Genomic DNA, 20,811 nt, shown 5'->3' with positions numbered 1-20,811 from the left:
ACCAGCCGGAGCCGGACCGGCTACCGGAACCTCAGCGCGGTCGGCCCCTGGACCTTCGAACCGCGGCGCTGCTTCGCCGGCATCGCGGCGAGCTTCTCCCGCAGCTCGACGGCGTAGCCGGCGAGCGCCTCCACCAGATCGGGCACCGACGCGTGCGGCGGCTGGACGTCGACCCGCAGGCCGAACTCCGTCGCGGTCTCCGCCGTCTTGGGCCCGATGACAGCCACAACGGTACGCGTGTGCGGCTTGCCGGCGATGCCGACCAGGTTCCGGACCGTGGAGGACGAGGTGAACAGCACCGCGTCGAACCCGCCCGACTTGATCGCGTCCCGGATCTCGGCGGGCGGCGGAGCGGCCCGGACCGTCCGGTACGCGGTCACGTCGTCGACCTCCCAGCCGCGCTCGGTGAGCCCGGCGGCGAGTGTCTCGGTGGCGATGTCGGCACGCGGCAGCAGCACCCGGCCGACCGGGTCGAGCACCTCGTCATGCGGCGAGAACTCGGCCAGCAGCCCCTCGGAGGACTGCTCACCGGAGGGAATCAGCTCCGGCTGGATGCCGAAGGCCCGGACGGCGTCGGCGGTGGCGTCGCCGATACAGGCGATCTTGACGCCGCCGAAGTGCCGGGCGTCCAGCCCGTGCTCGGCGAACTTCTCCCAGACCGCCCGCACCGCGTTGACCGACGTGAAGATCACCCAGGCGTACCTGCCGTCGACCAGGCCCTTGACCGCCCGCTCCATCTGGGCGGGGGTACGCGGCGGCTCCACCGCGATGGTCGGCACCTCACAGGGAATCGCTCCGTACGCACGCAGCCGGGCACTCATCGCGCCGGCCTGCTCCTTGGTGCGGGGCACCAGCACCTTCCAGCCGTACAGCGGGCGGTTCTCCCACCAGCTGAGCTTGTCCCGCTGACCCACACCGTCGCCGACGGTCAGCACGACCCGGCCGGTGAAACCGAGTGCCGCCGCGACGAAGGAGTCCACGGTCGACGTGGTGGTGTACTGCGTCTCCCCGGTGCCGTCCCCGGTCACTCCGACGTCGGTGGCGCCGTTCACGCCGGCGGCCAGCAGCCCGTCCCGGATCGCGGCCAGGTCACCGGCGTCGACCGCCAGCGCCAGCGAACCGCGTTGCACGGCCGCCGCCAGCGCGTCGAAGTCCAGGACGCTGACGTCCTCGACGTCGGCGGCGGTGCGTACGCCCGGCAGCGGCACGCCCGCGTAGGTGGCCACCCCCTCGGCCTGGCCGACTCCCGGAACCACCTCGAAGTGCGCGGCGGTACGCGCCACCGCCTGCACCTCCTTGACCACCGAGTCGTGGCCGAACGGATCGCCGGCCACCAGGTGCACCGCGTTCTGCCCGGAGCGGGCCGCCGAGATCAGGATCTTGGCCACGTCGCCCGGCGCGCCCTCGGCCGGGGTGAACTGGGCGTCGGAGCTGGCCTCGGCCCGGACGACGTCGAGCAGCGACTCGGGTACTCCCCGGTCGTACACCACCTGGTCGGCGCCGACCAGGGCGTCGTGCGCCCGGCGGGTCAGCAGGCCCGGGTCGCCGGGTCCTGCCCCGACGAACGCGATACGGCCTACGGGCTTACGGGTGCGGGTCATTCTGTGCTCCCAAATTGCTGGGTCCCCGGGCCGTCGTGTCCTTGCGGGCCGAGGATCGAGTCGGCGCCGAGGTCGAGGAGTTCGGCGGCGAGTGCCTTACCGATCTCCGCCGCGTCGGCGGGCGTACCGGTGCGGGACAGCCGGACCTCGTGCGTACCGTCCGGGCTGATCACCGCCCCGCGCAGGTAGATCTCATCACCGTGCTCGCCCTCGGCGAGTTCGGCGTAGGCGGCGACCGGAGCGGAGCATCCGGCCTCCAGGGTGGCCAACATCGCCCGCTCCGCGGTGACCGCGGCGCGGGACGGTGCGTGGTCGAGCAGGGCGAGCAACTCGACCAGGTCGGTGTCGTCGAGCCGGCACTCCACCGCCAGGGCCCCCTGCGCCGGGGCCGGCAGCATCAGCATCGGGTCGAGCGTCTCGGTGACGGCGTCGGCGCGGTCGATGCGGGTCAGGCCCGCCCGGGCCAGGACGACGGCGTCCAGGTCGGCCTCCGGGCCGAGCACCCGGGCCAGCCGGGTGTCGATGTTGCCCCGGATCGGGGTGACCGACAGTGGCATACCCAGCGCGTGCAGCTGGGCGATCCGGCGCAGCGCGCCGGTGCCGACGACCGCGCCGGGCGGAAGTTCGGCAAGCGTCCTGCCGTCGCGGGCGACGAGCGCGTCGCGCGGATCCTGGCGCGGCGGCACCGCGGCGATGTGCAGCCCCGCCGCGGTCGCCGTGGGCAGGTCCTTGTAGGAGTGGACCGCGAAGTCGATCGTCCCGGCGACCAGTGCGTCACGTAGCGCGGAGACGAACACGCCCACCCCGAGGCGGTGCACCGGCGCGTTGGACCGGTCGCCGGCGGTCACCACCTCGACCAGTTCCACGGGACGTCCGGTACGCGCCGTCAACGCCTCGGCGACCTGCCCCGACTGGGCCATCGCCAGCTTGCTGCCCCGGGTACCGAGGCGCAGTGGGGCCTCGTTCATCGCTCGCCTCCGGTGGGTGGGGTGATGTCGGGCACGGTGTCCACCGGCGAGGTCTGCGGGACCTGGAGGTCGAACAGTTCCCGCAGCAGGGCCGTGTACTGGTCGCCGCCGGGTTCGGCGGCGAGCTGACGGACCCGGACGGTCGGCTGGTGCAGCAACCGCTGGACCACCCGGTGAACCGTACGGGCCACCTCGGCGCGCTGGTCGTCGCTTAGGTCGGGACGGCGTTGCGCGAGCCGGCGCAGCTCGGCGGTGACCACGTCGTCGGCCCGGCCGCGCAGCGCAGCGACGGTCGGCGCCACGTCGGCACCGCGCAGCCAGCAGAGGAAGGACTCGACCTCGCCGGCCACGATGCGCTCGACGGCTGCGGCGTCGGCGGCGACCGGGCCGTCGGCGAGCAGCGCCGCCATCCGGTCGATGTCGATCACCTCGACGCCGGGCAGCTCGGCGACGCCGGGGCCGACGTCTCGCGGCACCGCGAGGTCGAGCAGGACCAGTGGGCCACGCCCAGGGGCGCGGTCGGCGGTCGCGGCGGCGACCACCTCGCGGGTGAGGACCGGCTCGGGCGAGGCGGTGGCGGCCACCACGACGTCCACCGTGGCAAGTGTGTCGGCCAACTCGGCCATCGGTCGCGCGCCGGCTCCGTAGGACTCGGCCAGCCGGACGGCGCGGTCGGTGCTCCGGTTCGTCACGGTCAGCGGTCCGGCACCGAGCCGGGACAGCGTCGCCACGCCCAGCGAGCCCATCGCCCCGGCGCCGACGATCAGCGCGGGTCGACCCGTGAGGTCGTCGTCGAGGTGACCGGCGGCGAGTCCCAGCGCGGCGGTCACCACGCTCTGACCGGCGCGGTCGATGCCGGTCTCCGAGTGGGCCCGCTTACCCACCCGCAGCGCCTGCTGCATCAGCTCGTGCAGCAGCCGCCCGGCGGTGTCGGCCGCACTGGCCCAGTGGTAGGCGTCACGTAGCTGCCCGAGGATCTGCGCCTCGCCGATCACCATCGAGTCCAGACCGGCGGCCACCCGGAAGATGTGATCCACCGCAGCCGAGTCGAAGTGCACGTAGAGGTGGTTGGCCAGCGCGGCGGGCTGGCAACCCGCCTGCTCGGCGAGCACGGCACAGATGTCGCCGAGGCCGCCGTGGAAGCCGGAGACCGCCGCGTAGACCTCCACCCGGTTACAGGTGGAGACGAGGACGGCCTCGCTCACGTACGGCTGCGCGATCAGCCGACCCAGCGTGCGGTCGAGCCCGCTGGGTGACACCGCGAGTCGTTCCAGGGTGGCGACCGGTGCGGTGCGGTAGGACGCGCCCACGACGAGGAGTTTCACGTGCCGATCGCCTCCTGGCTCTCGGTGACCGCGAGACCACCGGGAAGGGCGGTCAGGGCGGACCCACCGGCGGCGGGCAGCGCGGTCAGGGATGCCTTGCGGTGCTCGTGGAACGACAGGATCTGCAACTCGATGGCCAGGTCGACCTTGCGCACGTCGACCCCTTCGGGGACCGAGAGTACGCACGGCGCGAAGTTCAGGATGCTCGTCACGCCGACGGCGACCAGCTGGTCCGCCACCCGTTGCGCGGCGGCGGCCGGGGTGGCGATGACACCGATCGCGATGGATTCCTCGGCGGCCACCCGGGGCAGTTCGTCGATGTGCTGCACGACCAGCCCGTTGATCTCTTCGCCGACCCGCTCCTGATCGGCGTCGAGGAGGGCGGCGATCCGGAACCCACGGCTGGCGAAGCCGTCGTAGCCGGCCAGGGCGTGACCGAGGTTACCCACGCCCACCAGGGCGACCGCCCGGCGCTGGGTGAGCCCGAGCACGTACTCGATCTGATCGATCAGCAGCCCGACGTCGTAGCCCACGCCCCGGGTGCCGTACGAGCCGAGCTGGGACAGGTCCTTACGGAGCTTTGCCGAGTTCACCCCGGCGGCATTGGCCAGCCCTTCGCTGGAAACCGTCTCGTGACCGGTTTCCGCGAGGTTGTGCAGGGCACGGAGGTACTCGGGGAGCCGGGCCACCGTCGCCTCGGGCAGGTCCGGGAGCGCCGGTACGGCACCTGCGCGGCCGGGCGCGCCAGGGTGACGGTGCTGACTCATGAGACTCCGTGCGGTGCGATCCTCGACCAACTCCACCGGTCGGCCGTTTCGGGACTCCCGCCGGCGACCGATGGTGCCGGCTGTGCTAGCGGGGCGCGTCGGAATTACAGAGTAGGCGCTTGTGAAGACGTGCACAAATCGCGATCTTGCTGGCACGGCCCGCGTCCCCACCGGCCCCTCCATCCCACAAGATCGATCACCACCTCGCCATCGGCGCCCGCGCGATTATCGCTCAATCCCGACTTCTCTGACCAATCACACGTAGCCCCGACTCCCCTTCCAATTCGCCGATCATGAAGTTGTCGCCCCGACACGCCGGATTTCCCGCGCGACAACGTCATGAACGGCGCAGTGGGTCGGTGGAACTGGTGGCGAGGGTCACGGCCTCGGTAAGCGAGTCGGCGACGGGGTGGCCGGAGGCGAGCAACCGGGCGCGATCGGTGAAGCCGCCGCTGTAGAGGACGGCGCGGGCGCCGACGGACCGGGCCGCGTCAGCGTCGTCGAGCGAGTCGCCGATCAGCACCACCGACCGGCCGTCGACACCCAACGCGTCGAGATGCCGCGCCAGCGACTCCGCCTTGCGGTCGCCACCGATCTGCGCCCGCAGCCCGTCGACCCGGGCGAACCGGCCGGTCAGGCCGTACGTCTCGACGGTGGGTATCAGCTCGTCGTGGAACCACATCGACAACAGGGACTGGCTGCCTGACCAGGCCGCCATCGCGTCCACGGCGTCGTGCGCCATCTCACAACTGGTCAGACCCACCCGGTACGCCTCGTGGAAGATCTTGTCCAGCCGACCGAAGGCGTCGTCGTCCACCGCTCGGCCGAGGATCTCCGCGTAGTAGTCGGCGATCGGTCGGCGGAACCTCACCCGGTGCTCGTCGGGGGTGACGCTCGGCCCGCCCTCGCTGGTAAACACCGCGTTGGTGCAGGCCACCACGAGGCTGAGGTCGTTGAGCAGGGTGCCGTTCCAGTCCCACACCAGATGAGCGCTCGCAGGGGTCATCGCCGCACCCTATCCGGCCGCACCCCCGCGCGGCGGCCTCAGAGCTGCGGGGTGGTCAGGTCGCGCAGCAGCCGTTCCTCCTCGACCCGCCAGTAGCCGTGTTCCCTGCCGTCGAGCAGCACCACCGGCAGCCGGTCGCCGTACTCGCGTTCCAGCTCCACGTCGCCGCTGACGTCCCGCTCGGTCCACCGGTCGCCGGTGACCGCGACCACCCGGTCGAGCGCCGCCTTGGCGTCCTCACACAGGTGACAGCCGGGGCGGGTGATCAGCGTCAGGCGGGGTTCACGCATCGGTCTCCTCCGTCGTACCGAGCAGGGTCTTGCGTACCTTCCCGATCACCGAGCGCGGCAGCACGTCGACGAACTCGACCTCGGTCGGGCACTTGAATCTGGCCAGGTTACGTGTGCAGTGCGCGATCAGCTCGGTACGTGCCACCGCGGCCTGCGGCCTCGGCACCACGTACGCCCGCACAGTCTCCCCGGTCCTCGGGTGCGGCACACCCACTACGGCGGACTCCGCCACCGCCGGATGGGCCGACAACACCAGCTCCACCTCGTGCGGATACACGTTGAAGCCGTTGACCAGGATCAGCTCGCCGATCCGGTCGACCAGGAAGAGGTCGCCGTCGGCGTCGGCGTACGCCACGTCGCCGGTGGGCCACCAGCCGTCCGCGTCCGGTCCGCCCGCGCCGTCCGGCCAGTAACCGGAGAACAGGTTCGGACCACGCACCACCAGCTGTCCGGGATCGGTGCCCGAGGCCGGGTCGGTGAGGTCCATCTCGTCCGGATCGTCGTCGAGCGCGGCGACTCCGTCGCGCCACAGCTCCGTACCGTCCGCACCGACCAGCCGCACCTGCACGCCGGGCAAGGGACGGCCGATCGAGCCGGGCCGGGGTTCGCCGCCGACCAGGGTCGAGGTGAGCACCGGGGCGGTCTCGGTCAGGCCGTACCCGACGTGTACCGGACGCCCGGCGGCCTCGGTGAAGCGCGCCGCGTCGGCCGGCTCCAGCGGCGCCGCGCCGCACACCACGATCCGCACCGCGGCCATCGCCTCGGCGAGGGTGTCGGTGCCCGCCCGGGCCCAGGCCTGCACCATCGACGGTACGCCCACCAGGACGCTCACCCGGTGCCGGGCGATCTCGGCGAGCGCCGCGTCGGGGCCCGCGTCGTCGACAAGTACCCCGGTCGCACCATGGTGGAGCACCGCACCCAGCCCGGAGTTCAGCCCGTAGGCGTGGAACAGCGGCAGGGCCAGCAGCACGGTGTCGTCCGGGCCGACCACCGGCGGGTCGATCCGGCCGATCTGTTCGTGGTTGGCCGCCAACGCACCGTGGGAGAGCATGGCTCCCTTCGGCCAGCCCGAGGTGCCCGAGGTGTAGAGCAGCATCGCAAGGTCGTCGGCGCGTTGGGCCGGAAACGTCCGGTCGCCTTCCGCCGTCGGTGCGCTGGTGTGCACCGCGACCAGCGCGGGCAGGTCCAACTCCCCGGCCAGGTCCCGGATCCGCTCGGTGCCGATCAACACCGACGCGCCCGAGTCGGCCAGGACGTGTCGCAACTCGCGCGCGGTCAGGCCGGGGTTCACCGGTACCGCGGTCAGCCCGGCGCGCAGCGCGCCGAGCAGGCTGATCACGAAATCCGGCACGTTCGGCAGCGCCACGGCGACCCGCGCCCCGGGCCGGGTCGCGTCGGCCCCCGGCACGGCGACCAGTGCCCGGGCCGCACCGCTCACCGCCTCGTCCAGTTCGGACCAGGTGATCGTCCGATCCTGCCAATGCAGGGCGGGCTTGCCCGGGTACCGCGCCGCCGCCCGGCGAAGACGGTCGGCGAGGTTGGGACCGGAGACCGAGTCAGGATCCTGCACGGTGGCTGAGTCTGGCACAGCCCGACCCGCACGGCCACGCCCGCGAGTCCCGTCCACGGAACCGGACCGCGTCACCGACGGTGCGGTACAGGTGCGACGGCGACGCACCGCGGGTGCCCGGCCCGGTGCTGTCGCCGGTCTCCACCAGACCCCGGCACTCGACATCGATCCCGCCCGCTACCTGCACGAACAGCGGTTCCAATGGGGATCATGTGAGTCGTCTGTTGTCAACCACACCCGACGGACAACCGGTCCGCCGGGTCGACGACACGTCAGGAAATACTTCGGCCCTGTGTAACGGACTTGCCACGCGCGGGTGACGTTGGCCCTATCATCACTCGGGTCGGCTCACCCCATTTGCCGTGAGTCGACACCCCTCAGCCCGAGGAGGCCCCCGTGCCGTTGAGCGCATTGGACCAGCACCTCAAGGGGATCTGCCGCCCGTCGGCACGCCCCGGAGCCCCCCTGCCCGACGCGGCGCCGACCGGTCGACCGGTCGTCGCCAGCCCGGCGGCCACCGGCGGAACGGAGGCGGCGCGATGACCACCTTCGGCTTCGCCGAGCGTCCGGTCGGCCTGACCGGACCGGCCGCCCGCGCTCCGATCAACGAACGCGGCGGTGCCCACGGCGCACCGGACGCGTCGGCCAATCTCGCCGTCCGGGGTGACGGCGCCGCGCGACGGGTGGGCAGTCGGCCCCACCAGAACGAGCCGCCACATCGACCACCCGTGCCCGGTGGGAACGCCAAACCCGCCGGCGGTCGGGTCGCCTCCCCGAACCGCCCGACGATGCCGGCTCAGGCTCGGCGCAGTGGGGACGCACCGGTCACCGAGGTGTCCACCACCGAGACCGCGGTCCTTCCCGCGGTGCCCGCGACGACCGGCACCTCGACCGGGTTCCCGAGCCGCCCGGATCCCTCCGATCCGGCCACCGAGGTCTGGGCCCTCGTCGAACGCGCCCAGGCCGGCGAGGCCGAGGCGTTCGGGCTGATCTACGACCGCTACGTGGACACGGTGTTCCGCTTCGTCTACTTCCGGGTCGGCAACCGGCAACTCGCCGAGGACCTCACCTCGGACACCTTCCTGCGCGCCCTCAAGCGGATCGGCAGCTTCACGTGGCAGGGGCGCGACCTCGGCGCCTGGCTGGTCACCATCGCCCGCAACCTGGTCGCCGACCACTTCAAGTCCGGCCGGTACCGGCTGGAGGTCACCACCGGCGACGTCCTCGACGCCGATCGGGAGGATCGAGGCCCGGAGGGCAGCCCGGAGGCGGCGGTGGTGGAGCACATCACGAACGTCGCCCTGTTGAGTGCGGTGAAACGCCTCAACCCCGAACAGCAGGAGTGCATCGTGCTCCGCTTTCTCCAGGGCTTCTCGGTAGCCGAGACCGCCCGGGCGATGGGCAAGAACGAGGGTGCGATCAAGGCGCTGCAGTACCGGGCGGTCCGGGCCCTGGCACGGCTGCTCCCGGACGGCTTCCAGCCGTGACCTTCCGGCACCGTCACGAGGGTCGCCCGCCCTGGTCGGCTGCTGGGCACCCAGACCTGACAGCGATCACTTTGCGTAATTTCGGCACCGGCCGGGCCGTAACCCGCCCCCGGCACGGCGCGTTTCTCCGGGTGCGACCGGTGACAGGCCGGGAGCCCTCGGGGGCCTCCGGATGACCTGCGACGGTGCCGACGAGGGCCCTCCGCCGTGATGTCACGAGGTCATCGGTCGCTGGCGGTAAACGCGGCCGACCGGCCGTGACCAGCGAGAGGAGGTGCCACGGTGGACAACGCCCTCTTCTCCCGTCGGCGCGCCGAGCGCTTCGCGCAGCTTCTCGACGAAGCCAACGGCGGCAGACGTCATCACGTGCGATCCAGGGACGACGACCAGCTCGCACCACTCGTCACGCTCGGCCGGCAGCTCGGTGCCAACGCGCCGGACGCCGGGGTCGACCCGGAATTCCGCACCGGCCTGCGGGCGATGTTGCTGGCCACCGCCGTTCGGGAGGGTGTCGGCGCGCCGGCCCCCGCCCGCCCGGCCGAGAAGGCGTCTTCCGGTCGTGGGTCGCTGCTGCCCCCGGTGACCGCCCGTCGGGCCCGCGCTCGCGGTGCGATTCTCATCGGCATCGCCGCCGGTGCCGTGGCCGTTTCCGGCATCTCGGCCGCCAGCGAGGACGCGGTGCCCGGTGACGCGCTGTACGGCATGAAGCGTGGCACCGAACGGGCGCAGCTCGCGCTCACCAGCTCCGACATCAGCCGGGGTCAGCTCTTTCTCGACTTCGCCCGCACCCGATTGGCCGAGGCGGCCACGGTGAAAGGCAGCCCCGGTGGATACCGGGCGGTGCTCGACGACATGGACGCGGACACCCGGCAGGGCGTACGCCTGCTCACCGGGGCGGCCGCGCAGCGCTCGGATCCCGCGGCGCTGGCCGCGGTCGACGCGTTCCTCACCGACCAGCGGCGTTCGCTGAGCGCGCTGGAGGGTCGGGGCTCCCGGATCGACCGGGCGCGCACCGGCGAGTCGCTGGCGCTGCTCGAATCCGTCGCCGAGCGGGCTGACGCCGTACGGGCCGCCATCGGCTGCGGCCGGGAGTTCACCGTCAGCAGCGACACGCTCGGCCCGATCCCCGCCGCCTGCTCCTGACCGGTCAGGCGCTCATGGCCCGCCAGGCACCGGACCGGTGCGGCTGTTCGCCTGGCGACCTCACCCCACCGACCGGTCCCGCCTCGGACACCAGAGCTGATGCCCGAGGCGGGAGAGACGGCGGAGCGGTTTTTCCGGCTGCCGTCAGTAGTCGTCGCCGCAGGAGTGACCGGCGTTGCTGCCGATCGGCACGAACGCGATGGTGTCGAACGCGACCGCGTCGAAGTTCTGCGTGTGTGCCGTCCCGACATTGTTCAGTTGCACCTGCGCTCCCCGACCCAACTCGTACGAGCCCAGGTAGACCCACTTGTCCTCGCCGAGGTTGGCGGGGTTCGGGTTCGGGATACCGCCGGGCAGCGCCCAGCCGGCTTCCTCGGCGAGATCGAGCGCACAGGTTCGCTGTTCGCCGATCGTGCCCGTGGTGATCAGGTACTCGGCGTTGTGGTAGTCCGCGCCGTGGCTGGGCACGTGGGCGACGATGTCGTAGCGGGCGCGTTCCCCGGGTACCAGATCCAGGTTCGGCGTCCAGGAGCCGACGATACGGCGCTTCGGGTTGCTGCTGTTGACATACGTGAACCAGATGTGGCCCTTGTAGCCCGCGCCGATCTGGTGCAGGTCGATCTCGGCGTACGGGGCCGTGCCGCCGCCGGCCGGAAACCCACGGCGGATGGTGAACTTGCCGTCAGTCGCGCCGATGTCGCACCCGAGGTTGTACTGCCCGGTGTCGTTCAGCGAGTAGACCATCGACATCCGCTTGTTCCGGTTGCGGTTGCCGTTCTTGTCGCCGGTGAACGTCTCGCAGTTGCGTGGGTAGATGCGCTTCACTCCCGGCTCGGCGGCGCCGGACCCGTAACTGAGTTTTTCCCGGGCGCACTCCTCCATCAGGCAGTTGCCCGACGTCGCGTGGCCGTGCCACCAACAGGCTTCGGAGTCCGCCGGGCAGCCGTTGGTGGCCGGCGAGCAGCTGTTGACCTCGGAGCAGAACGCGTAGCGGTCCGGGATGGACAGCACCTTGGTGAAGCGGTCCGGGTAGATGGGCGAGTTGGAGCTGTACTCCGGATGCGAGTACGCCTCAGTCATGATCGGGAAGCCCTTCATCTGCGGCGTCTCCACCCAGCCCATGATCCGCTCTGGGTACGCCCAGTCGTTGGGCCGCTCGGCGTCGGCCATGGTCGCGCGCAGGAACGGCTCCCGGTTGGCCGGGTACCTCGGGTTGGCCGGGTTGTTGAACCACCCGATCCCGAAATAGCCCTTCTGGAGGTCGGTGTTGCGACGGTCGTACGGGTAGTAGCCGCTGTTGTACGCCCAGACGGCGAGGAACCAGTTCTCGACCCAGGTCGGGTCGTTGTTGTTCATGTAGCTCTTGTACGCGTTGAGCTCGGTGTTCATCTGGTTCCACTTTTCGATCAGGATGTTGAGCCCGGCGGCGAGGTTTGCCGCGTAGTCAACGGCGATCGCCCGGCGCTGCGTGTCGGTGAACACGTTGCTGTCCACCCGCATCCCGTCGGTGACCTGACCGATGCCGTACCCGCAGTCGGTCTTGCTGTAGTCGATGACGTCGAGATTGTCATGGTTGCCGTAGTAGCTGGCGATCAACGGGTTGCCGGTGTCACCGGGTACGACCCGCCACGACGCCTGGGACAGGTTCGTCTCCTGGGCCAGGACGGCGAGCATGATCTGAGCCGGCACCCGACCGCCGCCGACGAGCTGGCGCAGCGGGAACAGACCCTGGGGTTGGTACGCGGGCAGGCCGGCCTTCAGGTAGTTCGCCGGCCGGGTGACGTTGAGCCGTCCGTGTACCGCCTGGTTGACAGCCCACTCGACCATGTCCGGGCTGGGTTGCAGGGGCTGCACCCGGGGGTCGTTGCGCGGGATCGCGCACGTCGGGCTGCCGACGTCGGCCGCACTCGCGGCGGCGCGGCCTGACGCGGTGCCGGCGCCCAGTTCGACGTCGAGCTTCGGTGCCAGGGTGGTGTCCAGCGTGTGGACGGCACCCTGCCCGCTGACCGTGGCCCGCACCGCCACCCGTACGTCGCCGGCGTCGGCCGGGTCCGCGGGCCGCAACGGCTGGCCGACCGCGCGCATGCTCTGCTGCGTGACCACCTCCTCGGCGAGGAGGTGCCCCTCGGCGGAGAGTGCGCGCACCTGGCGGACCGCCGGGAGGACGCTCAGCTCCGACTGGCTGCCGCGCATGCTCACCTGCCCGACCAGGGCGTTGCGACCGCCGCGCTGCCCGAAGAGCTGGAGCCGCTCTCGGGGGCCGGTCGCGGTGACGGTCAGCCGGCCGTTCCGGAACCGCTGGGCGACCGCCTGTTCACCGTCCGCGCTCACCAGGTCGATGCCGCTGCCGGCGGTGGCCTGCACGGCGAACGGTTGGCCCTGCGGCCGGGCCAGTCGGGTGGTCTTGCCGGTGGCCTCGACGCGCACCAGCTGACCGCCGAGGATGCCGTAGTCGCCGTCAGGCGCCGGGGTGGGCGTGGTGAGTTGGCCGTCGACGCGACGGGTCTTGGTCACCCGGCCCTCGGCGGCGTCGACGGTGAGCAGTTCGGTGGTGAGCGCGAAGTCGTCACCCACGGATCGGGTGAGCAGGGCCCGGTCACCTGGCCCGCAGGCCGGGTTGAAGTAGGCCAGCTCGACGCCGGTCGCCACGTGGGTGGCCTTGCCGGTGGCGATCTCCACCACCGCCGCGAGGGCACCCGCGCGGGACAACTCCGGCTTGTTGGCGGCCTTCTTGGGCGCGAAGACGGCGACGGCGTACCGACCGGACCCGGTGACGCAGACGGCACCCGTCCACGGACCGACGGCGAGTGAGCTGGACGTCAGGATGGCCAGGGTGGACCACCCGAACGCATCGGACTCCCGGGCCACGTAAAGGTGGTATCCGTCGGTGTCACCGGCCCCGGTCACCAGCACGTCGGTGGACTTCCGCCAGGCCTTGCCCAGCGCCTCGTCCGGTGCGGTGAAGGCCGCCGGCGCAGCTTGCCGCTCCGGCTCGGCCGCGCCGGCCGGAGCCGACACCTGCACTCCTGCGGCCGGTATCACGACCAGAGCGGTCGCGGCGGCGATCAGGCGCCGCAGTTTCCTCTTCAGTGAACGCACGATTCCCCCGTCATTACACTGTGGATGGTCATCTTCTTACGGCCGGTGCGGGTCAGCGCCACGAGGTGCACGCGTTGTAGCCGCCGGAGGGAAAGTCCATGTCCGGGTCGACGCCCTTGTGGCTGCCGCAGAACTTGACCGACTGCTGCCAGTCGACCATCGGCGTGGTGTAGTTTCCCTCGTTGCCCATCTGGAAGAAGTCCGCTGCCTCGTTGACGCCGCCGTACTCGCTCTGCGTCCAGAGCTGCGCGTACAGGAAGCTGATGAGTTCGGGGGCGTTCAGCTCACCCCACATGGCCTTGCAGGCCGGGCTGTACCACAGGTCGCCGCGCGTTGGCTGGGTCACGTCCGGATCGACGAGAGTGAAGCCGTTGATGGCAAAGGCGCCGTCCCGGCAGCCCTCGGCCGCCGCCATCTTGCCGCGGCACCCGGCTCCGACACAGCCGGGTGCGGCCGCTGCCGGAGCGGGCGGTAGCAGGAACAACATCCCAAGGACAAGAATGGACAAATAGGATAAGTGCGCGCGAAAGTCGCTCACGTTTCCCCCGTGTGGTGACTACCGACAAGACATCGAAAGTCTTACAGCTTTGACTCCGTGACACAACGTTGACCCCACCCAGACGCAGTGCTAGCTTGGCCCGGTCGCACGGGGTCCGATGTGGCCACGGTGCACGACGACGGGGGACACGCATGACGGACCGGGACGGAGCTGAAGCGCGCCCGTCACCGCGGTTTGGCCGGCGCGGATGGATCCTGCTGGCAGGGCTGACCCTGTTGGTCGTGGTCGCGGCCGGCCTCGGCGGGGCAATGTGGAACGACGAGCGCGAACCGGCCGGCACCGCCGGGCCGGCGGGGCTCACACCCGTCGCACCGACAGGCGATACGCCGCAGGTGCCGGAGCCGGCACCCAGCGGCGAGGCGAGCGACCCGCCGTCCGCCGCGCCGCTGCCGCCCATCCCGGGCACCACTGTGGAATCCGTCGCAGCCGGATGGCGCAAACGCTGGGACACCCCACCGAAGGCTTCCAGCCGTGGCTACGACACCACCGCGCCGATGCCCGGCACCGGCCTCCGCACCCGCTACGGCGTGCTCAAGAGTCCAACCGGCGACGGCGAGTCGGTCGCCACCCTGTTCTGCCTGGTCCCTGACAGCAAAGTGGACATCAACGAGCGGTTCCTCAAGGCTGTGGTCGACGCCTGTCTCGCTCCCGCCCTACGGTCGGAGGAGCCGGCGGCTCTGCTGTCCTGGCTGGCCCAGCAGGACTATTCGGCCGACGTCTATGAGGAACTACCGCTCACCCGGTTCGACGCGACGGTGACGGCCGTGCGGGGCAGCTTCTCCCTGCACCTGAGGTCTAAGGGCCGAACGGGTCAGGCCGACGCTCCAGCAACTGGTGCAGGGTCTGCTGGATAGTCTCCCGTACCTGGTCGGCGAGGTTGAACACGACAAGCGGATCGTCCGCGGAGTCCATCAGGTGCTCCGTCGGGATCGGCGGGCAGAACTCGATGAGCCACTTGCTCGGCAACGGCACCATGCCCAGCGGCCCGAGCCAGGGGAAGGTCGGGGTCACCGGGAAGTACGGCAGCTTGAGCAGTCGGGCCAGTGGTTTGATGTCGGCGAGCATCGGATAGATCTCCTCGCCGCCGACGATGGCCACCGGGATGATCGGAGTGCCGGTGCGCAGTGCCGCCGAGACGAAGCCTCCCCGACCGAAGCGTTGCAGCTTGTAGCGTTGCGCGTACAGCTTGCCGACGCCCTTGAAGCCCTCCGGGAAGACACCCACCAGCTCGCCGTGGCGCATCAGCCGCTCGGCGTCCGGGTTGCAGGCCATCGTGCCGCCGGTCTTGCGGGCGATCTCGGAGACCACCGGCATCCGGAAGACCAGATCCGCACCGAGCAGCCGCAGGTAGCGGTGGTCCGGGTGCTCGTGGTGCAGCGCGGTGGAGAGGATCAACGCGTCCAGTGCCACGGTGCCGGAGTGGTTGCCGACGATCAGCCCTGCCCCGTCCGTGGGTACGTTCTCCAGGCCGGTGACCTCGGTACGGAACCAGTCCCGGTAGAGCCGGCGCAGCAGGGGATGGAAGACCGCTCCGGTCAGGTCGCGGTCGAAGCCGAACTCGTCCACCTCGTAGTCGCCCGCCAGCCGGCGGCGCAGGAAGGCCAGCCCGGCGGCGACCCGGCGGTCCCAGACATCGCCCGCCTGGTCGGAAGCGGCCGGACGGTGCCCGTTGCGTCGCGTCGGGTCGAGAGCCAACGGCGCCGGCACGGCGTACCGGCCGTCGAGGCGTGCCTCGTCGTGTCGTTCCTCGGGCCCGGTCACGACCGCTCCCGGACGGCGGCCCGAACCTGCCGGATCTGGTCCAGCACCAGCTGCTCGGCGGCGGCCAGTTGGTCCCGGGTCACCACGGCGCGCCCGTGATGTGCCCGGATGAAATCGTCGAAGGCGGCGGCGGTCGAGCGGGGCGTGAAGGCGTACTCCCGCTCCAGCCGGGAGATGTCCACCACCCGTCCGTGCACGAAGAGGTCGACCTGGTCGAGGCCGTAGCGACCGAAGCCCATGACCCGGGCCAGCGCGACGGCACCGGACAGGCCCGGCTCCAGCACCGGCACGGCGACCCGACCGGCTCGACGGATCGCCTGCGACAGCGCGAGCACGCCGGGCCCGGCGACGTTGAAGGTGCCGGGATGATCACCGACGACCGACCGGTGCAGCACCTCCAGCGCGTCGTCGAAGTGCAGGAACTGCAACCGGGCGTCCCGGCCGAAGATGGTCGGCACCACCGGCTGCGCGAAGTAGCGGGTGAGCGTGGTGTCCGCCGTCGAGCCGATGAACGGTGCGAAGCGCAGCACGGTGGCGGTGACGTCACCGCGTCGACGACGAAAGCCTCGGACGTACCCCTCGATGTCGAGGATGTCGCGGCCGAAGCCGCCCCGCGGCACCTCACGCGGCTCGGTCTCCTCGGTGAAGACGGCCGGATCGCGGAACGAGGCGCCGTACGCCGCGGTGGAGGAGCGGACCACGATCTTGCGTAGCCGTGGTGCCCGTTGGCACGCGGCGAGCAGCTGCATGGTGCCGATGACGTTCTGCTCCTTCATCGCCGCCCGGCCACCGTGTTGCGGATCAGGGGAGCTGACCAGGGCCAGGTGCACCACGGTGTCCACGTCGAGGTCGGCGAGGAGGCCACCGACCGAGCCGGCGTCGACCCGGATCCGCTCCACCTGGTCGAGCAGTGCGTCGACCTCGGGCCCGGGCTCCGACTGGTCGATGCCGATGACCCGGTCGATCCGCGGGTCGGCGGCGAGCCGGGCGGCGACGTGCGCGCCGAGATAGCGACTGACCCCGGTCACGACGACGACCCCCGGAGGGCTCTGGGAGCCACCGGGGGTCATGTCTCGCACCCACCCCGGCAGGTGGGACCGAGCCGGGGCAGCCACGGCCTGATCACCTGAGCCTCCGAGGGTCGACAGTTGGCAAGGGACGGACGCCGGGACCAGGCCCGGCGTCGGTCACTTGCCGAGACGGCGACGCTGGACGCGGGTCTTGCGCAGCAGCTTGCGGTGCTTCTTCTTAGCCATGCGCTTGCGGCGCTTCTTGACCACCGAGCCCATACGACAGCCTTTCGATGCAACGTGCGGCGCGACCGGGAGGACACCACGAACCCGTGGCGTCGGCGACCGCTTGCGGACAGGGACCGGACCGGCGGGAAGGGCGGCGGAGCGCACCAGCGGTCACGATCGGAGTCCAGCGTAGCGAAACTGCGTCAGCAGGACCAACGCGCCCCCGCTCGATGCCCGTTCCACCGGGCCCGCGTGACCCGGCCGCACCAGGGTCAGGCGGTCTCCTGGAAGGCGCCGCGCAGGTACTCGTGGACCGCGTGTTCCGGCACCCGGAACGACCTGCCCACCCGCACCGCGGTCAGCTCGCCGCTGTGCACCAGGCGGTAGACCGTCATCTTCGACACCCGCATGACCGTTGCCACCTCGGCGACGGTCAGGAACTTGACCTCCGACAGCCGACCGTCGGACTGCGACCCGGCCATGGCTCACCCGACCCATCCCATGCCCGGCGCGTGCCGCCACACGGGTCCTCCCGCGCGGCCGGCGACGCGCGTGTTACCAGTACGGTAGCGGGACGGCTGTGACCGGCGCGATCCCTTCCTGCAACTGATCATGGATCGTGCCGGTGCGGCGGCGAAAAACCCCTGGTCGGGTAGCGTCCTCAAGATTCTGGCGACGATCAACCTCGGCCGCGGGTATCGGGGAGGTCACTCGGCGCGCAGGGCCACCACCGGATCGAGCCGACCGGCCCGCTGGGCGGGTACCACCCCGAAGACGATGCCGACCGCCGCCGAGACGCCGAAGGCCAGGACCAGCGACCACCAGGTCACCGCCGCCGGGATGGGTGAGAGCGCGGCCACCAGCAGCGCGCCGCCCACCCCGAGGGCCATCCCGGTGAGCCCACCGACGGAGGTCAGCAGCACCGCCTCCAGCAGGAACTGCACGCCGATGTCCCGGGGTCGGGCCCCGACCGCCTTGCGGAGCCCGATCTCCCGGGTCCGCTCACGAACCGAGACGAGCATGATGTTCGAGACGCCGACCCCGCCGACCAGCAGCGAGATGCCCGCGATGGCGGCCAGCACGCCGGTCAGGATGCCGAGGATGTCACCCAGCACACCGAGGATCTGCTCCTGGGTGACGGCGCTGAACTCCGTACCCGGGTGTCGGCCGTTGAGTTCGGCCACAATCCGGTCACCCAACTCGTCGATCCGTTCCCGGTCCGGCGCCTTCACCGCGATGGCGTCGACCCGCTGGGTGCCGTAGAGCCGCTGCGCCGCCGTCACCGGCACGTGCACCTCGTCGTCCCGGTCGACCCCGAGGCTCTGCCCGAGCGGGGTGAAGACACCGATCACCCGGAAGCGGACACCCGCCACGTTGATCTGCTGGCCGACCGCCTCCCGGTCCGGGAAGAGGGACCGGGCCACCGCGTCGCCGAGCACCGCCACCCGCCGGCCGGTGTCGACATCGGCACGGGTCAGGTAACGGCCCCGGCCCAGTTCCCGGGCGAAGACCGTCGGGGTCGTCTCCAGCACCCCCTGGACGGTCGTGAAATCCTCCCGGTTCCCGGCCCGCACGGTCGCGCCCGAGGCGACCGTCACGGCCACCCGGTTCGGATCACCGACCACCCGCCCGACCGCGTCCACGTCCTGCAGGGTGAGTGGGGACAGCGCCGGCGCGCTGCCCACGTCCAGCCGTCCCGGAACCACCAGCAGCAGATTGGAGCCGAGCCCCTCCACCTGCTGTTCCACCCGCTGCTTGGTGCCGGTGCCGATGGCCACCAGCAGCACCACGGAGGCCACCCCGATGACCACCCCGAGCATGGTCAGCGCGCTGCGCATCCGGTTCGCCCGCAGCGCGTCCCAGGCCACCCGCCACGCCTCGGCCAGCCTCATGTGCCGGCCCCGCCGTCCGCCGCGCTGTCGGCGACGACCACACCGTCCCGCATCGCGATGCGCCGCCGGGCCCGGGCCGCCACCTCCGCGTCGTGGGTGACCATCACCAGCGCCACCCCGGACTCGACGTTGAGTCGTTCCAGCAGTTCCAGCACGGCCGCGCCGGTGGTGCTGTCCAGGTTCCCGGTCGGCTCGTCGGCCAGCAGCACGGTCGGGTCGGTGACCAGGGCCCGGGCGATCGCCACCCGCTGCTGCTCGCCGCCGGAGAGTTGGTTGGGCCGGTGGTGCAGCCGGTGCCCCAGGCCGACCCGGCCGAGCATCGCGGCGGCGCGCTCCCGCCGCTGGCGCGCGCCCACCCCCCGGTACACCAGCGGCAGCGCCACGTTGTCCACCGCCGAGGTACGCGGCAGCAGGTGGAACGCCTGGAACACGAAGCCGATCGTCTCGTTGCGCAGCCGGGCCAGCTCCGGAGCGGACAGGCTGCCCACCTCCCGGCCACCGATCACCAGCCGGCCGCCGCTGGGCCGGTCCAGGCCGCCGAGCAGGTGCATCAGCGTGGACTTGCCGGACCCGGAGGGCCCGATCAGCGCCACGTAGTCGCCGGCTCCGACGGTCAGCGACACACCCCGCAGGGCGGGCACCGAGACCCCGTCCAACTCGTACGTCCGGGACACGTCGAACGCCTCGATGGCCGGACCCCGGCTCACCCGATCTCCTGGCCCTCGCGGACCTGGTCGGTACCCCGGACGACGATCCGGTCCCCGGCCTGCACTCCGTCGACGATCTGCACCAGGTCCTGGCCCTGCACGCCGACGGTGACCACCGCCTGGTCGGCACGGCCGTCGCGGACCAGCCAGACGGTGTCCCTGCCGTCGACCGAGAAGAGCGCCGACGCGGGCACGGTCACCGCGTCCGCCTCCTCCCGGACCCGCAGTCGCAGCACCGCGTTCATTCCGGGGCGCGGGGTGGGCGCCGGCTCGGCCTCACCGAAGCTGCCGGCGCCGAGCGCGAGTCGTACCCGGTAACTCACCCCGCCCCGGGCGGAGGTGCTGGGCAGCACGTCGATCGAGCGGACCGTCGCCGGGTAGCTGGCACCGGTGACGGCGTCCAGTTCGACGGTGCCGGTCAGCCCGGGCCGGACCAGCAGCACGTCCGTCTCGTCGACCTCGGCGAGCAGACCCAGGTCGCGGGTGTCGACCACGGTCAGCACCGCGGTGCCGGCGGTGACCCGACCACCCACCGGTATCGCGGTGTCCACCCCGGGCGGCGGGCCGGCCGGCGCGCCGAGGGCCTCCGCACCGACGCCCGCCGGCATCCCACCGGACTCCAGCAACCCGGCGAGCGCCCCCGCCGAGCCGCCGCCGCTGCTGACGCCGCCCGGTTGCACCACCCCGGCGATCGGGGCGCGCAGGGTCAACGCGTCGACGGTCGCCTTGGCCAGGTCGTACGCCTGCTGAGCCTGGAGTCGCTGGGCGGTGGCGAGCGCGCTGACGGCGGAGTTCAGGTTGCGCACGCCGCGCTGCACCTCCCGTACCGCCCGGTCGGCGGCCCGGGCCGCCGCGTCGTACCGCCGCTGTGCCGCCTCGACCTGGGTGAGCAGCGCCTTACGCAGCTCCGGGTCGTCGATCCTCGCCGCGGCGGCGCGGGCGGCGGCGTGGGTCTGCTCGGCGGCCCGGTCGGTGCCGCGCAGGGAACCGACGAGGTCACCGCCGCCACCGCCACCACCGGCGCGCTTCGCGGCGTTCAACGCGTCACGCGCCTGGCGGAGCCGTTCCCGCGCCGACGGTGAGCTGATCACGGCGAGCACCTGGCCCCGCTTGACCTGCTGCCCCGGCTTGACCCGGAGTCGGGCCAGCGTGCCGTCCGCCGGGGCGGTGAGGGTGGCCGCCGCACGCGCGACGACGGTGGCGGGGGCGTCGATCTCCTCCGCCACGGCCGCTCGGCCAGCGGCGGCGAGGGTGATCGACGGTTCGTCGCCACCGCAGGAGGCGGCGGTGGTGACGGTCAGCACGGTGACGGCGAGCAGGACGGTGGGCAGACGGAGCCGCATGGCTGGCAGCCGCGGCGAGTCGGAGCGGCGCACGCGACACATGCTACGAGTCGCT

Annotated in this window: 19 protein-coding genes; 3 read left to right on the top strand and 16 right to left on the bottom strand. The window is 71.7% G+C overall.

From position 1 onward, the window contains the following. Positions 1-20: 20 nt before the first annotated feature. The 7 genes from O3597_RS28470 to O3597_RS28440 all read right to left on the bottom strand — a co-directional run bounded on the left by O3597_RS28470 (position 21) and on the right by O3597_RS28440 (position 7,527). Positions 21-1,601, bottom strand: a complete 1,581-nt coding sequence (locus O3597_RS28470; protein ID WP_164448462.1) for a uroporphyrinogen-III synthase — start codon at positions 1,599-1,601, stop codon at positions 21-23. Further along, the gene (gene hemC / locus O3597_RS28465; protein WP_216592845.1) at positions 1,598-2,569 is read right to left on the bottom strand and encodes a hydroxymethylbilane synthase; all 972 of its coding nucleotides are present in this window, start codon (positions 2,567-2,569) and stop codon (positions 1,598-1,600) included. Before hemC ends, O3597_RS28470 begins: the two co-directional genes overlap by 4 nt. Beyond that, complete coding sequence (locus O3597_RS28460; RefSeq protein ID WP_281602938.1) at positions 2,566-3,894, bottom strand: glutamyl-tRNA reductase; 1,329 nt, start codon at positions 3,892-3,894, stop codon at positions 2,566-2,568. Before O3597_RS28460 ends, hemC begins: the two co-directional genes overlap by 4 nt. Then, positions 3,891-4,661, bottom strand: coding sequence for a redox-sensing transcriptional repressor Rex (locus tag O3597_RS28455; protein WP_164448464.1), 771 nt, complete (start codon positions 4,659-4,661; stop codon positions 3,891-3,893). The genes O3597_RS28460 and O3597_RS28455 overlap by 4 nt, the downstream gene beginning before the upstream one ends. 337 nt (positions 4,662-4,998) lie before the next feature. Then, positions 4,999-5,667: an HAD hydrolase-like protein gene (locus tag O3597_RS28450; RefSeq protein WP_281602937.1), complete on the bottom strand. Its 669-nt coding sequence runs from the start codon at positions 5,665-5,667 to the stop codon at positions 4,999-5,001. A 38-nt stretch (positions 5,668-5,705) separates the two neighbouring features. Then, positions 5,706-5,957 carry a glutaredoxin family protein gene (locus O3597_RS28445; protein WP_093403479.1) on the bottom strand — a complete coding sequence of 84 codons (252 nt, stop codon included), beginning with the start codon at positions 5,955-5,957 and terminating at the stop codon, positions 5,706-5,708. Beyond that, entirely contained in the window at positions 5,950-7,527 is a 1,578-nt protein-coding gene (locus O3597_RS28440) for an AMP-binding protein (protein WP_281602936.1), read from the bottom strand. Before O3597_RS28440 ends, O3597_RS28445 begins: the two co-directional genes overlap by 8 nt. Before the next feature lie 539 nt (positions 7,528-8,066). Here O3597_RS28440 and O3597_RS28435 point away from each other — a divergent pair. Continuing rightward, entirely contained in the window at positions 8,067-9,014 is a 948-nt protein-coding gene (locus O3597_RS28435) for an ECF subfamily RNA polymerase sigma factor, BldN family (RefSeq protein ID WP_164448467.1), read from the top strand. A gap of 282 nt (positions 9,015-9,296) precedes the next feature. Further along, entirely contained in the window at positions 9,297-10,157 is an 861-nt protein-coding gene (locus O3597_RS28430; RefSeq protein WP_281602935.1) for a DUF5667 domain-containing protein, read from the top strand. A gap of 144 nt (positions 10,158-10,301) precedes the next feature. Here O3597_RS28430 and O3597_RS28425 read toward each other — a convergent pair whose 3' ends face one another. Together O3597_RS28425 and O3597_RS28420 are read right to left on the bottom strand one after the other, a co-directional pair. Continuing rightward, positions 10,302-13,256, bottom strand: coding sequence for a hypothetical protein (locus O3597_RS28425; protein ID WP_281602934.1), 2,955 nt, complete (start codon positions 13,254-13,256; stop codon positions 10,302-10,304). 52 nt (positions 13,257-13,308) lie between these two features. Next, positions 13,309-13,743, bottom strand: coding sequence for a hypothetical protein (locus O3597_RS28420; protein ID WP_281602933.1), 435 nt, complete (start codon positions 13,741-13,743; stop codon positions 13,309-13,311). Positions 13,744-14,036: 293 nt separating this feature from the next. Here O3597_RS28420 and O3597_RS28415 point away from each other — a divergent pair, with 293 nt between their 5' ends. Next, the gene (locus O3597_RS28415) at positions 14,037-14,669 is read left to right on the top strand and encodes a hypothetical protein (RefSeq protein ID WP_164448470.1); all 633 of its coding nucleotides are present in this window, start codon (positions 14,037-14,039) and stop codon (positions 14,667-14,669) included. On the opposite strand, the gene O3597_RS28410 is transcribed toward O3597_RS28415, so the two are convergent. From O3597_RS28410 to O3597_RS28380, 7 genes are all read right to left on the bottom strand, one after another. Next, positions 14,611-15,510 carry a lysophospholipid acyltransferase family protein gene (locus tag O3597_RS28410; RefSeq protein ID WP_281604660.1) on the bottom strand — a complete coding sequence of 300 codons (900 nt, stop codon included), beginning with the start codon at positions 15,508-15,510 and terminating at the stop codon, positions 14,611-14,613. The genes O3597_RS28415 and O3597_RS28410 overlap by 59 nt on opposite strands. Before the next feature lie 62 nt (positions 15,511-15,572). After that, a complete protein-coding gene (locus O3597_RS28405) occupies positions 15,573-16,646 on the bottom strand; it encodes an NAD-dependent epimerase/dehydratase family protein (RefSeq protein WP_281602932.1) in 1,074 nt (357 codons plus the stop codon). Between the two features lie 117 nt (positions 16,647-16,763). Next, the gene (locus O3597_RS28400) at positions 16,764-16,865 is read right to left on the bottom strand and encodes an AURKAIP1/COX24 domain-containing protein (RefSeq protein WP_007465623.1); all 102 of its coding nucleotides are present in this window, start codon (positions 16,863-16,865) and stop codon (positions 16,764-16,766) included. 221 nt (positions 16,866-17,086) lie between these two features. Then, positions 17,087-17,296: a helix-turn-helix domain-containing protein gene (locus O3597_RS28395; RefSeq protein WP_007465625.1), complete on the bottom strand. Its 210-nt coding sequence runs from the start codon at positions 17,294-17,296 to the stop codon at positions 17,087-17,089. Between the two features lie 225 nt (positions 17,297-17,521). After that, on the bottom strand, positions 17,522-18,706 hold the full coding sequence (locus O3597_RS28390; RefSeq protein ID WP_281602931.1) for an ABC transporter permease: 1,185 nt from the start codon (positions 18,704-18,706) through the stop codon (positions 17,522-17,524). Then, complete coding sequence (locus tag O3597_RS28385) at positions 18,703-19,413, bottom strand: ABC transporter ATP-binding protein (RefSeq protein WP_164448473.1); 711 nt, start codon at positions 19,411-19,413, stop codon at positions 18,703-18,705. Before O3597_RS28385 ends, O3597_RS28390 begins: the two co-directional genes overlap by 4 nt. Further along, positions 19,410-20,798, bottom strand: coding sequence for an HlyD family efflux transporter periplasmic adaptor subunit (locus O3597_RS28380; protein WP_164448474.1), 1,389 nt, complete (start codon positions 20,796-20,798; stop codon positions 19,410-19,412). The genes O3597_RS28385 and O3597_RS28380 overlap by 4 nt, the downstream gene beginning before the upstream one ends. Between the last annotated feature and the right edge of the window lie 13 nt (positions 20,799-20,811).

This window comes from Verrucosispora sp. WMMA2044 (assembly GCF_027497155.1).
In the GTDB taxonomy this organism is placed as follows: Bacteria; Actinomycetota; Actinomycetes; order Mycobacteriales; family Micromonosporaceae; genus Micromonospora; species Micromonospora palythoicola.
Note: the sequence above shows the minus strand (reverse complement) of the source record. Positions and strands in the feature narration are given on the sequence as shown.